Source organism: Sphingobacterium sp. InxBP1 (genome assembly GCF_026191775.1).
In the GTDB taxonomy this organism is placed as follows: Bacteria; Bacteroidota; Bacteroidia; order Sphingobacteriales; family Sphingobacteriaceae; genus Sphingobacterium; species Sphingobacterium thalpophilum.
This window is the reverse complement of sequence record NZ_JAINDX010000038.1, coordinates 51,936-67,135: the sequence shown is the minus strand read 5'-3', so window position 1 is coordinate 67,135 and position 15,200 is coordinate 51,936. Positions and strand designations below refer to the sequence as shown.

General features: G+C 42.4%; 10 protein-coding genes. 6 read left to right on the top strand and 4 right to left on the bottom strand.

What is annotated here, in order from left to right:
* The first annotated feature begins 149 nt into the window (after positions 1-149).
* From K7A41_RS02175 to K7A41_RS02160, 4 genes are all read left to right on the top strand, one after another.
* The gene (locus K7A41_RS02175) at positions 150-3,503 is read left to right on the top strand and encodes a TonB-dependent receptor (RefSeq protein ID WP_265712410.1); all 3,354 of its coding nucleotides are present in this window, start codon (positions 150-152) and stop codon (positions 3,501-3,503) included.
* A gap of 213 nt (positions 3,504-3,716) precedes the next feature.
* Positions 3,717-5,072, top strand: coding sequence for a hypothetical protein (locus K7A41_RS02170; RefSeq protein WP_265712408.1), 1,356 nt, complete (start codon positions 3,717-3,719; stop codon positions 5,070-5,072).
* Positions 5,073-5,121: 49 nt separating this feature from the next.
* The gene (locus tag K7A41_RS02165) at positions 5,122-5,928 is read left to right on the top strand and encodes a hypothetical protein (RefSeq protein WP_265712407.1); all 807 of its coding nucleotides are present in this window, start codon (positions 5,122-5,124) and stop codon (positions 5,926-5,928) included.
* Between the two features lie 75 nt (positions 5,929-6,003).
* The gene (locus tag K7A41_RS02160; RefSeq protein WP_265712406.1) at positions 6,004-6,318 is read left to right on the top strand and encodes a hypothetical protein; all 315 of its coding nucleotides are present in this window, start codon (positions 6,004-6,006) and stop codon (positions 6,316-6,318) included.
* Between the two features lie 19 nt (positions 6,319-6,337).
* Here K7A41_RS02160 and K7A41_RS02155 read toward each other — a convergent pair whose 3' ends face one another.
* From K7A41_RS02155 to K7A41_RS02140, 4 genes are all read right to left on the bottom strand, one after another.
* Complete coding sequence (locus tag K7A41_RS02155) at positions 6,338-7,678, bottom strand: S41 family peptidase (RefSeq protein WP_265712405.1); 1,341 nt, start codon at positions 7,676-7,678, stop codon at positions 6,338-6,340.
* A 196-nt stretch (positions 7,679-7,874) separates the two neighbouring features.
* The gene (locus tag K7A41_RS02150; RefSeq protein WP_265712404.1) at positions 7,875-9,221 is read right to left on the bottom strand and encodes an OmpA family protein; all 1,347 of its coding nucleotides are present in this window, start codon (positions 9,219-9,221) and stop codon (positions 7,875-7,877) included.
* A gap of 90 nt (positions 9,222-9,311) precedes the next feature.
* Positions 9,312-10,154, bottom strand: coding sequence for a universal stress protein (locus tag K7A41_RS02145; RefSeq protein ID WP_265712403.1), 843 nt, complete (start codon positions 10,152-10,154; stop codon positions 9,312-9,314).
* Positions 10,155-10,166: 12 nt separating this feature from the next.
* Positions 10,167-11,015 (bottom strand): universal stress protein, encoded by an 849-nt coding sequence (locus K7A41_RS02140; protein ID WP_265712402.1) that lies wholly within the window; start codon positions 11,013-11,015, stop codon positions 10,167-10,169.
* Between the two features lie 428 nt (positions 11,016-11,443).
* On the opposite strand from K7A41_RS02140, the gene alaS reads away from it, so the two are divergent.
* Positions 11,444-14,056, top strand: coding sequence for an alanine--tRNA ligase (alaS, locus tag K7A41_RS02135; RefSeq protein ID WP_265712401.1), 2,613 nt, complete (start codon positions 11,444-11,446; stop codon positions 14,054-14,056).
* Between the two features lie 13 nt (positions 14,057-14,069).
* Complete coding sequence (locus K7A41_RS02130; RefSeq protein ID WP_265712400.1) at positions 14,070-15,167, top strand: TlpA disulfide reductase family protein; 1,098 nt, start codon at positions 14,070-14,072, stop codon at positions 15,165-15,167.
* Positions 15,168-15,200 lie beyond the last annotated feature (33 nt).

The window sequence follows — 15,200 nt, the reverse complement described above, 5'->3', positions numbered from 1 at the left end:
AAGAGCTGACGACCGCCATCGTCAGCCCTAATCCAATAGGCATCCAAAGGACGCAAAAATGAATATATACAACAACTTATACAGCTATTATATACGTAAACAAATTTATGAAATTTAACCAATACGGTACGCAAAACGATATTAAATTTATGATAAAGACATCGTTGGTCGGACTACTTCTGTCGACTGTATCCATCGAAATGCTTTTTGCATCAGGTGCATTTGGCCAGTTGCTCCATAAAAAGATTTCTGTCTCCTTTGATGAATCCACTATACCTGCAGCTTTTGAACGTTTGGAATCGCAGCATGTGCATATTGCCTTTGATGCCAATAAATACAATCTGAGCCGGAAAAAGGTGAGTGCTAAAGCTTTTAAAGGGAGCAGTGTTGATGAAGTGATGCGTTATTTACTTCGTGAAACGAACCTGATAGCGCATGACAACGGAGCATATATAACATTGGCAGAAAAGTCAGTACAGCAGATCGGTCGTATTTCGGGAAAGGTGATTGATGATCGTGGTCAGCCCCTGGCAAATGCAAGTATCAAACTATCAGGAACCACCAAAAGTACACAGAGTGGTATTGATGGAAGCTATGTGCTCCTTGCTAATCCAGGGACCTACGTGCTTGAGGTCAGTTATCTGTCCTATCAAACTCAACGTATAGAAGGAGTGAAAGTACAATCAGGACAACGAACGGCATTAAATATTGCGATGAAAGCTCAAGTCAACGCGCTGGAAACCGCGGTTGTTACGATCTCATTCAAAAAGGCATCCGTAGCAGGCCTTTACGCTGCGCAAAAGAACGCGGCTTCGGTGACAGATGGTATCTCTGCTGAGCAGATCGCCCGTACACCTGACAATGATATGGGGCAGGTGCTAAAACGTGTGACAGGATTGACTACCGTGAACAATAGAAATGTAATTGTGCGGGGCATGTCCGACCGCTATAACCAGGCGATGTTAGATGGGGTAGTAATCCCAAGCACTTCCCAGAATAGACGTGATTTTTCTTTTGATATTATTCCAACAGAGATGGTCAGCTCAGTCGTCGTGAATAAGACTGCAACTCCCGACGTCTCCGCTGAATTTTCAGGCGGACAAGTGTCCGTAAATACGCTAGATATACCTGAGAAAGACTTTACCACAATCCAATACGGCGTCGGTGGCAATTCCAGAACGACTGGTAAGGATTTTTATCGTCTTGGAGAACGTAAATCATCGGAATTTTTTGGGTTCAATCCATCTTCATCCAAACAACCAGAAGGAATACTACCTTGGGAATGGAATGAAGAGGCTAGGCGTCTAGATGCTCCTCCTGGCTACATTCTGGATAATCCAAAGCTAAATCAGGAGATGCTGATGCCGGGATCAAATTTGAAGTACAATGACATCGATGCGTTGGCGCAATCAAAGAAAGTAGACCCTGACGCTATGATACGGTATCGTTATAAAGCAAATCCTAATCAAAATTTTCGGCTTGCGCTAGGACGGCGCTATAGTTTACCAAATGGCTTGCTTTTCGGTTTCTCCGCTTCGGCAAATGTTAGGAATGAACAAAATATCGTCGCTTTCAATAATGTTCGGGGATCAGCTATTAATGGCGCGCATTACATTGACAGCACTGGGGTAGGTTTGAATGGAGCCGGTACTTCCTATCGTTTTAATAGTAGTAGCGGTTTGGTCGCCAACCTTGGGCTGCAAGGACAGGATTTTAAGCTCGTATCCAAAAATATGTACGCCCGAACATATAATAATAGCTATAATGAAAATATTCGGGCAGCATTTGGGGACCTCAACAATCCGCCGACAAAAAACCAATATCAACTGCCGGAAATGATGTCTTTACAACAACATCAGATCAGCGGTGAATATAAATTACCGTGGAAGATCAAGGCGGAAGGCATGTTTGCGTATAATAGCATTAAGCAGCAGATTCTAGACGAGCGAAAGTTAAGATACAGGTTGACTACAATTCTGAATAATGAATATATATTCCAGACTCCGAATTTGCTGACTCTTTCAGGTTGGTCCAATTCTTCAATATTGGGCAAAGACTCACGCATGTGGACACATATCAAGGAGAACGATTATAACTGGGCAGCGGCATTTTCCCGGGTCTTTGGAGAGGGAAGTTCGCTAAGCACCTTGGTTAAAGTTGGTTATCAAGGTTGGTCGAAACAACGGGATTTATCCGTATTTCGTCTGCTGCCTTTTACCCGTTCGTACATGCCCAATGACCCTTCACAAGCGGCGCCTGCAATTGAAGCCCCCTATGATGTGCTGTTTTCGCCAGCGAATATTGGCAACGATGTTGGGCAAGCGTATTACTATCCTGAGCTTATTGGCGGAAATGTGTACGATGGCTCCATGCAGTCGCATGCAGGATATTTTATGTTAGATCAGAAGCTATGGCATAAATTACGCTTAGTTTATGGCGTCCGGGCCGAATATTATAATCTCAACAACCGTCAGGACGAGATGTTCCGAAAACAGAATGGCGATCCAGACGATGATAAAAACAAGTTTATTAAGTACAAGCTCCTTGTACGCGAAAATAATTGGAAGTTTTTACCATCTATCAATGCGACCTACAGTTTGACGAATACCCTCAATGTGAGGGGAAGTTACGCAAAGACTGCTATTCGTCCAGATTTTAGGGAGACAGGTTTTTTTGGTTTTTATGATTTTGAACTGGATGCCATCGTTTCTGGGGATAATGTGGAATCGACGTTCATCGACAATCTGGACATGCGATTGGAGTGGTATCCCAGCCCGGGAGAAATTATATCCCTAACAGGTTTCTATAAATATTTGGACAAACCTATCGAGCTGGTTGAGGATGAGTCGTTTACTGGTGGATCGTATTACGTTTTCAACAATATGGAGTCTGCCAAAAACAAGGGACTGGAATTTGAAATCCGGAAAAACCTAAGTTTTATAGGAGGTAAAGACTGGTTGGCGAACCTTTTTATCTCGGCCAACGCCACACTTTTAAGTTCCAAAGTGAACGTACTTAGTTCGTGGAAGTACAAAACGGTAGACGGCGAGCAGCTGCCAGAAAGGATTAAAGATAGATCTCCTAACCAGGACCGTCCACTAATAGGCCAGTCGCCTTGGTTGTTGAATCTGGGGATTGGATATTGGGGTAATTTATTTGGAGCAACAGCCAGTTACAACCATAGAGGATATAGAACCAATATTACTTCTGTGAATCCGAATAGAGTTGAATACGAATTGGCACCAAAGCAATTGGATTTTCAGGTGTATATGCGTTTTCTTCGAAGTAAGCTAGAAGTTAAGCTAAATATGGCTAACCTACTCGACGATTGGACACGATATTATCAAAATGTAGAGGGGTATAGTGTTGGAAATGAGGATGGTGTGTATACGATCAAGAAGTTGAAAGGTGATAATAGATACAATAAAGCGGATGGAGATGTAATAACCTACCGTAAAAAAGATGGAAGGCGGTTTAATCTCTCATTGACGTACAATTTTTAATACCAAAGAAAAACTGCGCGAGGCAGTCTCATATCATCCATATATCATGTATTGCAGTTCCAGGTTTGTCCAAAATAGCACAACAGGAAGATAGAAAATAAAAAAGAAAGTAATGGATGAAGCAACTATGCAGCCTTATGGAATGCCATCCCATAAGGATACATAGTCTAAAATGATCTTGTGATGGCAAAACTAGTAATTATTTAACAAAAGATGAAAAAAATCTTAACAGTAGCAAGCGTATGCGCAATCGCACTCGCTTCTTGTAACAAGGACAACATCGGATCTCATTCGGATTTAAATGCTGGTTTACCAAGCAAGCCACAGGCAGTTATTCCCACGGATGCTGCAGGGCTTATTACCAAAACGACTCTTTCTGCAGATACCGTTTGGAAAATCGACGGTGTTGCATTCGTAAAACCCGGTGCTACGCTGACTATTCAAGCCGGGACGTTCATCACTTCTGGCGCTACCAAAGCCTATACAGATAACACTACTGGCAAAACGCATAATATAAAAGGGGTGTTAGTGGTTCCAAAAACAGCTAAACTGATTGCGAACGGTACTGCTTCGGCACCGATAGTATTTACTTCTCCAAATGCAGCGGGATCTCGCAATCCTGGCGACTTTGGAGGTTTGATTATTTTGGGTTCGGCAACAACCAATCAGCCGGCAACAACAAAAATTGAAGGATTGCCACAACCCATCGGAACAGATGTCTCTTATGGTGGCAGCAATCCAGCAGATAATTCGGGTTCGTTAAAATATGTACGGATCGAGTTTGCAGGATATAATTTGAACGATAACAATGAAATCAATGGATTGACTTTAGGCGGGGTTGGTAGCGGAACGACTTTAGAGAATATTCAGGTATCTTGGGGTAAAGACGACGGCTTCGAATTCTTTGGTGGTACAGTAAATGCAAAGTACCTCGTTGCACTATCTAATGACGATGACGATTTCGACTTTGATCATGGTTATACTGGAACAATACAATACGCATTATCCCTCAAAGACCCTAACGCAACAAATAGCACATCTAGTGGTAGCACGGATGCCAACGGTCTGGAATCTGATAATGAAGGGACTGCACCTTATGCAGCCACACCTAAAACCCGCCCAGTGTTAAAGAATTTTACATTCTTGGGTATTAAAGATGCTACCGTAGCTGGTACGAAACTGAAATTTGGTAACCGCTGGAGAAGAGCATCGCAATATGATATTCAGAATTCCATTATCGCTGGTTATGCTACTGGCGCAGCCTTCCAGGATGGTGCGACCGGAACCTTCACGGGTAACGTAGTGCATGCTTATACTGTAGCTTTTAGCGGAGCGAGCCCAGCGGGCAACCAGACGAATGTATCGGCAGATGCAGCAGCTTACTTGAAATTATCAGGCGGTGCAAATATTTTTTATCCTACAGCATCACTATTTAATCCGGCGTTCTTAAGACCTTTATCGACTTCGCCGGCTTACGGAAACGGAACAACAACTTATAGTGGAGCGATGCATCCTACAGCGTTGCCTTGGACAGCGACTTGGACTCAATTTAATCCAAAGAACTATTAATACTTGCTTGAGGTGGGTCATTTGACCCACCTTCATTAATGAATTTACTATGCTTAAAAATTTATTTACTTTCTTGCTTACTGTTTTGATGGCTACTACATTATGTTCCTGTCAAAAAGGAGAACCGGTTCTGGAAGCAGCAGAGTTGGCGCGTATTTCTTTTAAATCCTACGGTTCTACATCCCCAGATATAAAAAGGATAACCGTAGATGGAAAGATCGCTAACTATGACAACAGCACCTTCGTCTTTATACGAAATAAAGACGCCGACTCGTCACTTGTTGTTGCCTATAATAGCAAAGACAAACCTGTTTTAAAACAACGTCTTCTTATTAAAACAGGCTTGAATACCTTTGGTTTACATGAAAAAAGCCCTATGGACCCGGCTTTAGTTGTAGGGGAAAATCCCCTAGGTGATGATGTGCAAATTATTCAGGATACTATTCAGATAAAAATACTGAATTACAACAAGACCATTGCACCGGCTTCACCGATTCGACTAGCTATTTACAAAGGTAAATTAGTGTTTGACGAAGCTTGGGGAATGGATCTGGTCAGCTACGATCAGAACCCCCTGTTGACTACAGGAATAGTGGGAGAGGACATTCCTGGGGAATTTATCAAATTACCAAAACAGACATCTTCAACTACTTTTTTTAAGGCACAGGTTCTGGATAAAGATCTTAAACCGGTACTTCTAAACGGCCAGAATGTCTTTTTGTTTTTCTATTTTACCGTTGATATCGGTATTGTCTATCTCCCTCAGAAAGATCCTGATGTATACTTTGACTTTGATGGCATGACCACAATAGAAGGGGTGGGATATAGCTTGGACAATGTCTGGTTGAAGAAATAAACCCTGTTGCTGATTAAGGGCACAAAATAGCCGGAATTTATAAGGCACAATCTTTAATGACAAACTAAAATCGTTATGAAAGGAATCAATGGGTTAAAACATCGTGAACTACTGACTGTCTCCCTGAAAATTCAGGGGGAAGTTAAACACGATATCGATCCATCCGTACTCGGTGTGCTGCAAGAGGAAGTTGCTGCACTAGATGATCTATATCGTCAATACCTGGAAACTTTAAACCTGCTAGAAGCGACGGTGCGCGACTATGAAATGAAAGAAAAAATGATCCGTTCGCGGATATTGGCACGTTCCATAAGGAAATTGGTCAAGTCCGGACAATCTATAGCGGACATGCGTATGGTCGTGAATTCATTAAATTCCTGCGCCCGTTGAATAACCTTATCTGAGACTTTTAGTCTACACTTATTTCAATAGGTGTTATCTGATAACTGCTGGCAAGATGTTTTGGGAGGAGCGTAGTTTTTTCTGGTATATCTATCGTACTTTTTGACTGGGGAGCCTTAAAACTCACTGTTTGCAAGACTTCCTGAATCAAAGGATCCTGTGTATCCCCTAAAGGAAGTAAAGGCAAATGAGCAAACTCATTGGTTACCTTCGGTGGCGCTATTCCATTATTGTAGTCGCCCTGGTCCGCTGTATTATAGATCTTATATACCATCGGCATCAAATGCCATGTCCGCTGTGTGCCATGAACCTGTTCGGGCGAGGAAATAGTGATGGAGGCCATATCTTTGCCATAGGTTTTATCGCCTATTTGAACGATGTCTATATATGGCCGAAGGCCGTTAATAAGCATCTCGGCAGCGGAAGCCGTATTAGGACCGGTCAGGACGTATAGCCGTTTGAGTTGTAGTCCTTGCTTAAGTAGTTCTTTGGCGACGAAGGAGTAGCCTTCTGGCTGCCTCTGTAAAGCAGTTGTAAAGCTATCTTCCCGATTTTTTAGATTTTTGTTACCACGATATTTTGCAAAGATAGCATCTTCACGAATGTCAGCAAAAAGCAGGGCACAGAATGAAGCGAAGGCAACTTGACCCCCGGGGTTATACCGTAGATCAACGATTAGCTCGTCGATATTCCTGGCTTTGAAATCTCGAATAGTTTCCAATAACGAGTAAGCGCCACTAAAATCCAATTGGCTTAAAAAGATATAGCCCACCTTTGGTGCAGCAGCTATAATTTTCGCGCTGTAGACTACCGGTTGTGAGATATAGGAAGAAGGTAAACTGAATGATTTACCATCCATTCGGGTCAGCTGTAGCTTCGGTAAATGCAAGGATTCTTTTAATAAAGCTCGCATGTTGCTGTTGTTCATCGGCCAACTGTTCAGGTGTGTTAGGCTGTCACCCCGCCTGAGGCCCATCAAATCTGCATCGCTGAATGGAACGACTTGAGTGACCAGTTGAATGGTTCCGGTTGCAGTTTGTAGTTGTACCATATCAAAACCGAAGGTATTCACAAGGGTGTTGCCGTATGTATCACTGTTGAGCGTTTGTAGTATGCTCGAAAAATGGTCCGCTTGAAATAAAATGCTGTTGAAAAAAATATAAGGTTCCTGCTGGTAATCAGGCTTCGGCTTAATTTTATCTTGCCAATAATAGTAATGACGCATTTGATCCATTGTCCATTGATTAATGGCTTCATTTGAACCGGGCTCTTTTAATGGAGGGTCTTCTTGACAAGAGCAGAGGGATAATACGAAAAAAGCAAAAAAGACCTTTGTTGAGCAATGCATTTTCCTTTGAATTTGACCTATATAAAAGTACAAATTATGTATTTATACCGCGTATTATCTTTTTGTTGTTCAAATGTGTTATTTTTTTAAACAATGTTACACTAGATTAAAACAGGATAGGGTAGGGCTAAGTAAATGAAAAGGCATCACCGTCAGGTAATGCCTTTTTCAGACTGTATATATCGAATAATATCGATTAATAAAGCGTAAACTCTACGCGACGGTTTTGTTGACGGCCAGCAGCATTCTTGTTCGATGCGATTGGCTGATCAGGACCGTATCCAGTAGCTTCGATGCGTGATGCGTTGGCACCTTGAGACACCAGATATGCTTTCACAGATTCGGCACGCTCTTTCGATAAACGCATGTTCAGTTCACGTGAACCCGTATTGTCTGTGTGACCTGCCAATTTTAAGCTAAAGTTTTTCTCGATCAGCAATTCAGCAACTTTATTCAATGTTGCGTAAGAAGTAGGGCGGATCGTTGCTTTACCTAAATCGAACTCTAAGTTTTTGATCGCATCAGCAACAACTTTCTTGTCGGCTTCAGTGACCACAACTTTTTCAACCACTTTAGTTTCGTTTTTCACGACGATCGGACAACCAGAACCGTCAACCTGTACGCCTGAAGGTGTGCCCGGACATTTGTCATATTTATTGGCAACACCATCGCCGTCATCGTCTTTCAACTCATTGTTAAGACCATCCAGTTGACTTTGCAATGCTTGGTTTTTTGCGTTTAAAGCATCGTTCTGCGCTTTTAGATCGTCATATTTCAGCGTGTAATCGTTGACAAGTGTTGCCACAGGGTTTGAATTATTCAATGCGGGCTTGCTTCCACTACCCAAGGCAAACTCTAAACCTGCGTGTGCATAAGTGAATAAGTCATTTTTGTCAATTTTAGGTCCGGCAGCTGGATTAGCCATATTGTCGAAGCGTTGGTTCACCCAGTTCAGCTGATAACCCAGTTCAAAGTTAATACCTTTGGCAACGGCAAATTTAAAACCGAAATCCGCTGGTACATAGATTTTTGAGTACGAATCACCATATTCGCCTCTGTTTCCACCAGTAATTCCAGCAGTTTCGGCATTCATTACACCGACACCAATAGATGCGTAGGGCTTAATGAAGCTATTGAAGAATCTCCAGTTGGTATTGGCCGCCAAAAATTCTCCAGAAAGAGCCACAGACCAAGGTGTTTTGGTTTCGAAGCCTGCTTGTTTGTCATCTGCAGTGTAACCGGATGTCTTTCCTCCAAAATAAGTTGCTTTCAAACCGAAGGAAGGGGAGATTTGTTTCTTGATATAAGCACTGTAGCCTAAGTTCCAGTCCAGCTTATCATAACCTCCATTATTTAACTTCGCAATATTTTGCAAGCTTGTTACTCCCGCGCCCACACCGATTGACCAGGTTCTATACTGCGTTGCCGATCCAAGAGGAGTCGTACCCTCGATAGAGCCCACTTTTGTACTTTGTGCAAAGGCTGCAGTAGAGATGATTCCTGCTGCTACAAGTAATCCTGATTTTTTAAGGCTAATTTTCATAATGTTGTTTTGTAAAATTTTCTACTATAAAACGCTTGTTAATTTAACTCATTGAATGCTCTTGCAATAAATTTGCCAAAAATTATTTGGTCAATCCACTCGACCAAAAAAGTTGGGTACCTCAATTTCAAAAGCCATGTGCTTAACAATGTTTTCAGTAAAAATGTTTTGGAAAAAAGATTTTCTACTTTTCGTAATCAGAATAACGTCTATATTTTCATCGCGTATGATCGTATGGATCCCGTTTGCAATGTTCTCCCTGGAGCCGGCAAAATAGCTTGGTGATTTGACAATGTATGAGATGTCTTCAATGCCGGTCTCTTCGATAATCTGTTCGATCCAATTTTTTAATTTTTTATCTAAAATATTGATATCCAGTTCGTTTTTGTTGATATGGATGAGTTGTAAATGAAAATCTTTGCCATATAAAGGGATGGCTTGTTTCAGCACTTCCAGTTCACCGGGTTTAAAATTTGTTAATAATGCAACATTGTCTTTTCTTAATTTTACTGCATTTTTTGGGACGGCCAAAACCGGAATTTTGGACTCTTTGATGACGTCGTAGGTGTTGCTTCCAATCAATACGGATTCCAGTCCAGTGGCTCCTTTTGTACCCATAATTACCGTCTTGAAGGTATCTTTTATCTCTTGTTTCTCCAGAGATTCGGATAAAATTCCGTTTGCAAATAGGGTAGAAATTTTAATCGACGGATATTTTTGTAGCAGTTCAGCTACGAGGTCCCGCATCTTGGCATGTGCTTCTTCCTCGGTAGGATCCACTAAATGCTTCGCATTTGCAAATTTATTGACGTGCGATGTGAACGAATGCAACAGGGTGATTTCATCATCCGTTTCTTGAGCGATCTGGGCAGCATAGGCTGCAGCGACTCGTGCATTCTCAGAAAAATCTACGGGGATTAATAATTTTGACATAGCTTTGGCGTATTATGCTTTGGTGAAAAATATTGGAACTAAGGGGTGACTAAAAAGCGCTTTTGCCACCGATCTGGTAAACAGACGTTCAAAAAATGATTTTCTGGAGCGTGTTACCAGCAATATCTTGATCTGTTCTTCATGAACCATCTCATTGATTACTTCCGGAACTGTATCCAGATCTTCAACATCACCTTGTATGGAGTCCACCTCTATCGCAATATTGGTTACCCCGATATATTTTTTGATTTTGTATTTCCACACTTCCAACTTTTCCTCAATCCGGTTTTCAGACGAATGATCATAGTGTACGTGCAACAGTTTGAGTTCGAAATCTTTTCCAATAATGTTGACAAAATCCTGTACGGTTTGTACCTCTTCTTCTTTGAAGTTGGACAGCAGCCCGACTTTATCGATAGGTACGAATGTTGCTTCTGAAGGAATCGCTAATACAGGTATTTTCGCTTTTTTGCTGATTACGTAAGTTGTACTTCCGATCAGCTGGCTGTCATCGTTGGTGATACCTTTGGTGCCCATGACGACAAAATCAAAGTTTGCAGGCGTGGCCAGTTCAGGCAGTGTTTCGGTAATCATGCCACGCTCACATTGCGTAGTTACGGTGAGCTCGGGGTGTGCAGATCGAATACGGCCAGCAAGATTGTTGATCAATACGTCGGCTTTAAATGTTGAAGTTTGCTTTCCATTGGGACTGGTTTCCTCCTCAAAGACCGCGGATGCAGAAGTATAATTATGGTAGAGATGGATGGCATAACTCTTTTGAACCGCCAGGTCTACAGCATAGTCAACTGCATTGTTGGAGTGAGCCGAAAAATCTACCGGTAGTAGAATGTTTTTTTTCATTGGAAGGAATTTTAGCTACAATATCTTACTTTAATTTTTTCCATCGTTCAGGAACTGTGTTTGCGGAAATTATGTTTCCTGCTCCTATATACTATCAAATGTAATAAAACAAATGCAATAGTCAGTGGCAATAAGTCAAATTGTTTTTATTGTTTTGCGTGTTCAATCTAACTATCTGGGGGCAAAGATCTGCAGAAAATTATAGCTATAAAATGTTGTATTTAATCAGTATCTGTGATTTCTGTCATACACTTATGCTGACAGGTCTGCCATACTGTTTTTTTTATCCTGATTTTTTCGTTTGAAAAGTCAGCCAGCCTAGACTCCAAGACGGATCAAAATCGCCATATGCACGTCAATATCTGGAATTCCACATTGCATAACCTACCAATTTTGAGTAAGTTTGCACATATTTTTAGATAGATTAAATGACAAGTAGAGAAATTCGTCAAGCCTTTTTGGACTTTTTTAAAAGCAAAGGTCATCAAATAGTACCTTCAGCACCAGTAGTTGTAAAAAACGACCCCACATTGATGTTTACCAATGCAGGGATGAACCAATTTAAGGATCTGTTTCTTGGGGAAGCTCCAATTAAATTTCCCCGTGTTGCCGACACACAGCGCTGTTTGCGGGTCTCTGGCAAGCACAATGATTTAGAAGAAGTGGGGATCGATACCTACCATCATACCCTGTTTGAAATGTTGGGCAATTGGAGCTTTGGTGATTATTTTAAAAAAGAGGCTATTGCCTGGGCTTGGGAGTTGCTTACTGAGGTGTATAAGTTGGATAAAGACCGCTTATATGTAACCATTTTTGAAGGCGATGCGACTGAGGGTTTGGAGCGCGATAGGGAAGCTTTTGATTTCTGGAAGCAATGGATTGCCGAAGACCGTATCTTGCTTGGCAATAAAAAAGACAATTTCTGGGAAATGGGAGAGACCGGTCCTTGTGGTCCGTGTTCGGAAATCCACTTCGATATGCGGAGTGAATCTGAGCGCGCCGCTGTGTCCGGACAAAGTTTGGTCAATGCGGATCATCCTCAGGTGATAGAAATCTGGAACCTCGTGTTTATGCAGTTTAATCGTCTAAAAGATGGATCGCTGCAGAGTTTGCCAGCAAAACATGTCGACACGGGAATGGGATTTGAGCGTTTGGTCAGATGCATTCAGGGCAAGACTTCCAACTACGATACAGACGTTTTTACACCGACCATAGAATTTATTTCCCAAAAGGCCGGAGTGAAATATGGTGATGATGAGAAGACAGATATCGCAATGCGCGTCGTATCGGACCATATCCGTGCGGTTAGCTTTGCTATCGCCGATGGACAATTACCTTCCAATAATAAAGCGGGCTATGTCATTCGACGTATTTTGCGTCGTGCCGTACGTTATGCCTATACATTTCTAGGATTTAAAAATCCTTTTATTCATGAGCTAGTTCCGGTATTGGCAGCGCAGTTTGCAGGCGTATTCGACGAATTGATCCAGCAACAGGATTTTGTACAAAAAGTCATTCTCGAAGAAGAGGTATCCTTTTTACGTACCTTGTCTACTGGCGTACAGCGCTTTGAGAATTACGTCGAAGATCACGATGTAATTGACGGCGACTTTGCCTTCGAACTTTATGATACGTATGGTTTTCCCATCGATCTCACCGAGTTACTGGCCCGTGAAAAGGGACTTTTGGTCGACATGGACGGTTTCAATAAGGCCCTTCAGATCCAGAAAGATCGCTCACGGGCTGCGACAGCTATTGATACCGGTGATTGGGTAGTCGTGAATGAGGATGAGGGCTTTGAATTCGTCGGATACGATACATTGACAGCAACCACCGAAATCGTAAAATATCGTAAGGTGGTCATCAAAAACAAAGAGCAGTACCAGCTGGTGTTGTCGGTAAGTCCATTCTATGCGGAAGGAGGTGGACAGGTGGGAGATTCCGGCGAGCTGGTTTCCGAAGAGACGGGCGAGAAGATTTATATCACCGATACCAAAAAGGAAAATGGCTTATTTGTCCATTTCGCGAATAAACTTCCACTCGAACTAAAGGGTACCTTTGTGGCTCAGGTAGATAAAAACAAACGCCTGGATACAGAGAATAACCATTCGGCGACACACTTGCTGCATGCGGCATTAAAACAGGTGCTTGGTAGCCATGTGAATCAAAAAGGATCGCTGGTCAACGCCGATATACTTCGTTTTGATATATCCCATTTTGCCAAGATGACTGATGAGGAAATCAAGCAGGTGGAAGATATCGTGAATGCCAGGATCCGTGAAAATATCCCCTTGAAAGAGGAACGTAATGTCCCTTATCAGCAAGCTTTGGACTCGGGCGTGACGGCGTTGTTCGGTGAGAAATACGGTGACTTTGTCCGCGTTATTACCTTCGATGACCGGTTTTCGAAGGAGCTCTGCGGTGGTACTCATGTCAAAGCTACAGGGCAGATCGGGTTTTTTAAAATTGTCGGAGAATCTGCTGTGGCCGCCGGCGTACGTCGTATTGAAGCCATCACAGGGACAAAATCGGCGGCGGTGATCCGTGAACATTTCGAACTGGTGCAGCATCTCAAAGAACTACTGAATAATCCGAAGGATTTTGTGGCTGCACTGGGAAAAGTCCTCGATGAAAATGGTGCCTTGAAAAAAGAAATAGAGAAGAGCATCACAGAAAAATCACTTGCGCTAAAATCTGATCTTGAAGCTAAGATTCAGCAGGTGGGGGATATCAATTTCTTGGCAACAATCGTTGATCTGCCGAATGCTGAAGCCGTTAAAACTCTGGCTTATGCTATAAAAGGCGGTGTTGACAATCTATTTTTGGTGATCGGCGCTGAATTTGATGGTAAGCCCAGCCTGACCGTTGTGATTTCAGATGAGCTCGCAAAAGAGAAAGGACTGAATGCAGGTCATATCGTCCGCGATCTAGCCAAAGATATTCAAGGTGGAGGCGGTGGCCAGCCGTTTTACGCTACAGCAGGCGGTAAACATGCTGCAGGGCTGAAGATAGCCATCGAACGGGCAAAAGAGTTTATATAAAAAGGAAGAATAGATGAAAAAGGCAATTTATTTAGCACTTGGTGTAGTAGGATTAATGTTTAGTTGCCAGAATAAGGAACAGTTCACCATCGAAGGAAAGATAGAAAATCCAGGCAATATCAAAGTTATCTCCTTGTATGAAGGAGATAACAAGCTGGATTCGATGTTTTTTGGCGACAATAATAAGTTCCAGTTTGTTCGTCCGGCGAGCCAGTCAAGGCTGCTCTCGCTGCGTGTTGGCAAAAATCGCTATGATCTGATCGCCACTCCGGGCGAAACCATTTCGTTTCAGGCAGATTTGCACAAAGATGTCAACGACTATCATATCGAAGGGTCCGAACTGTCCAAGACAATACAGCCATTTGCCAAAGAGCGGAATCGTCGTGACTATATTCAGGATTCGCTTCAAACCGTCTTTTCCAAGTTAACGGCCAATTCAACTGCCGATGAAATTGAAAAGTTGCGCGCAGCATATAAAGCCAAATTCGCGGATGAACTGCGGGCGTATACGGCAAAAGCCGTGGAGTTCTCCAATAAGCACAACGATCTTGCTGGGTTTTATGCCATTTCGACCTTGGACCCTGAGGTCGCTGAAGCAGAAATCATAGCGTATGCCGACAAGATTAAAGATCAGTTTACTGAAAACAGGTATGTCAGCCAGTTTAAAGAAGAAACACAGAAGCTAAAAAAGATGGCCATTGGGCAGCCGGCGCCTGAACTGGTATCGTTTACCCCATCTAACAAGGAGGTCAGGTTATCGAGCTACAAAGGCAAATATACGTTGGTAGATTTCTGGGCCTCATGGTGTATGCCTTGCCGTCAGGAAAATCCTAACCTCGTCAAGCTATATAATACCTATCATAACAAAGGTTTTGATATCCTTTCGGTGTCTTTCGATGACAACCCGGGATCATGGATGCGGGCTATTGCAGATGATAAGCTGAATTGGACACATGTATCTGATCTGAAGGCCTGGAGCTCGCCTGTTGTCGTAGAATTTCGCGTGAAAGCTTTGCCTACTTCCTATATCCTGGATCCCAACGGTGTTATTATCGCTAAAAATCTCCGTGGAGAAGAGCTCGCTGCATTTTTGGAGAAAACAATTAAGTAATCTATATGTTATTGTTAATTGAAATATTACTTA

Excerpts from the sequence above, each read along its gene's own strand:
- K7A41_RS02175 (WP_265712410.1), top strand. The coding sequence starts at position 150 with ATGATAAAGACATCGTTGGTCGGACTACTTCTGTCGACTGTATCCATC.
- K7A41_RS02170 (WP_265712408.1), top strand. The coding sequence starts at position 3,717 with ATGAAAAAAATCTTAACAGTAGCAAGCGTATGCGCAATCGCACTCGCT.
- K7A41_RS02165 (WP_265712407.1), top strand. The coding sequence starts at position 5,122 with ATGCTTAAAAATTTATTTACTTTCTTGCTTACTGTTTTGATGGCTACT.
- K7A41_RS02160 (WP_265712406.1), top strand. The coding sequence starts at position 6,004 with ATGAAAGGAATCAATGGGTTAAAACATCGTGAACTACTGACTGTCTCC.
- K7A41_RS02155 (WP_265712405.1), bottom strand. The coding sequence starts at position 7,678 with ATGCATTGCTCAACAAAGGTCTTTTTTGCTTTTTTCGTATTATCCCTC.
- K7A41_RS02150 (WP_265712404.1), bottom strand. The coding sequence starts at position 9,221 with ATGAAAATTAGCCTTAAAAAATCAGGATTACTTGTAGCAGCAGGAATC.
- K7A41_RS02145 (WP_265712403.1), bottom strand. The coding sequence starts at position 10,154 with ATGTCAAAATTATTAATCCCCGTAGATTTTTCTGAGAATGCACGAGTC.
- K7A41_RS02140 (WP_265712402.1), bottom strand. The coding sequence starts at position 11,015 with ATGAAAAAAAACATTCTACTACCGGTAGATTTTTCGGCTCACTCCAAC.
- alaS (WP_265712401.1), top strand. The coding sequence starts at position 11,444 with ATGACAAGTAGAGAAATTCGTCAAGCCTTTTTGGACTTTTTTAAAAGC.
- K7A41_RS02130 (WP_265712400.1), top strand. The coding sequence starts at position 14,070 with ATGAAAAAGGCAATTTATTTAGCACTTGGTGTAGTAGGATTAATGTTT.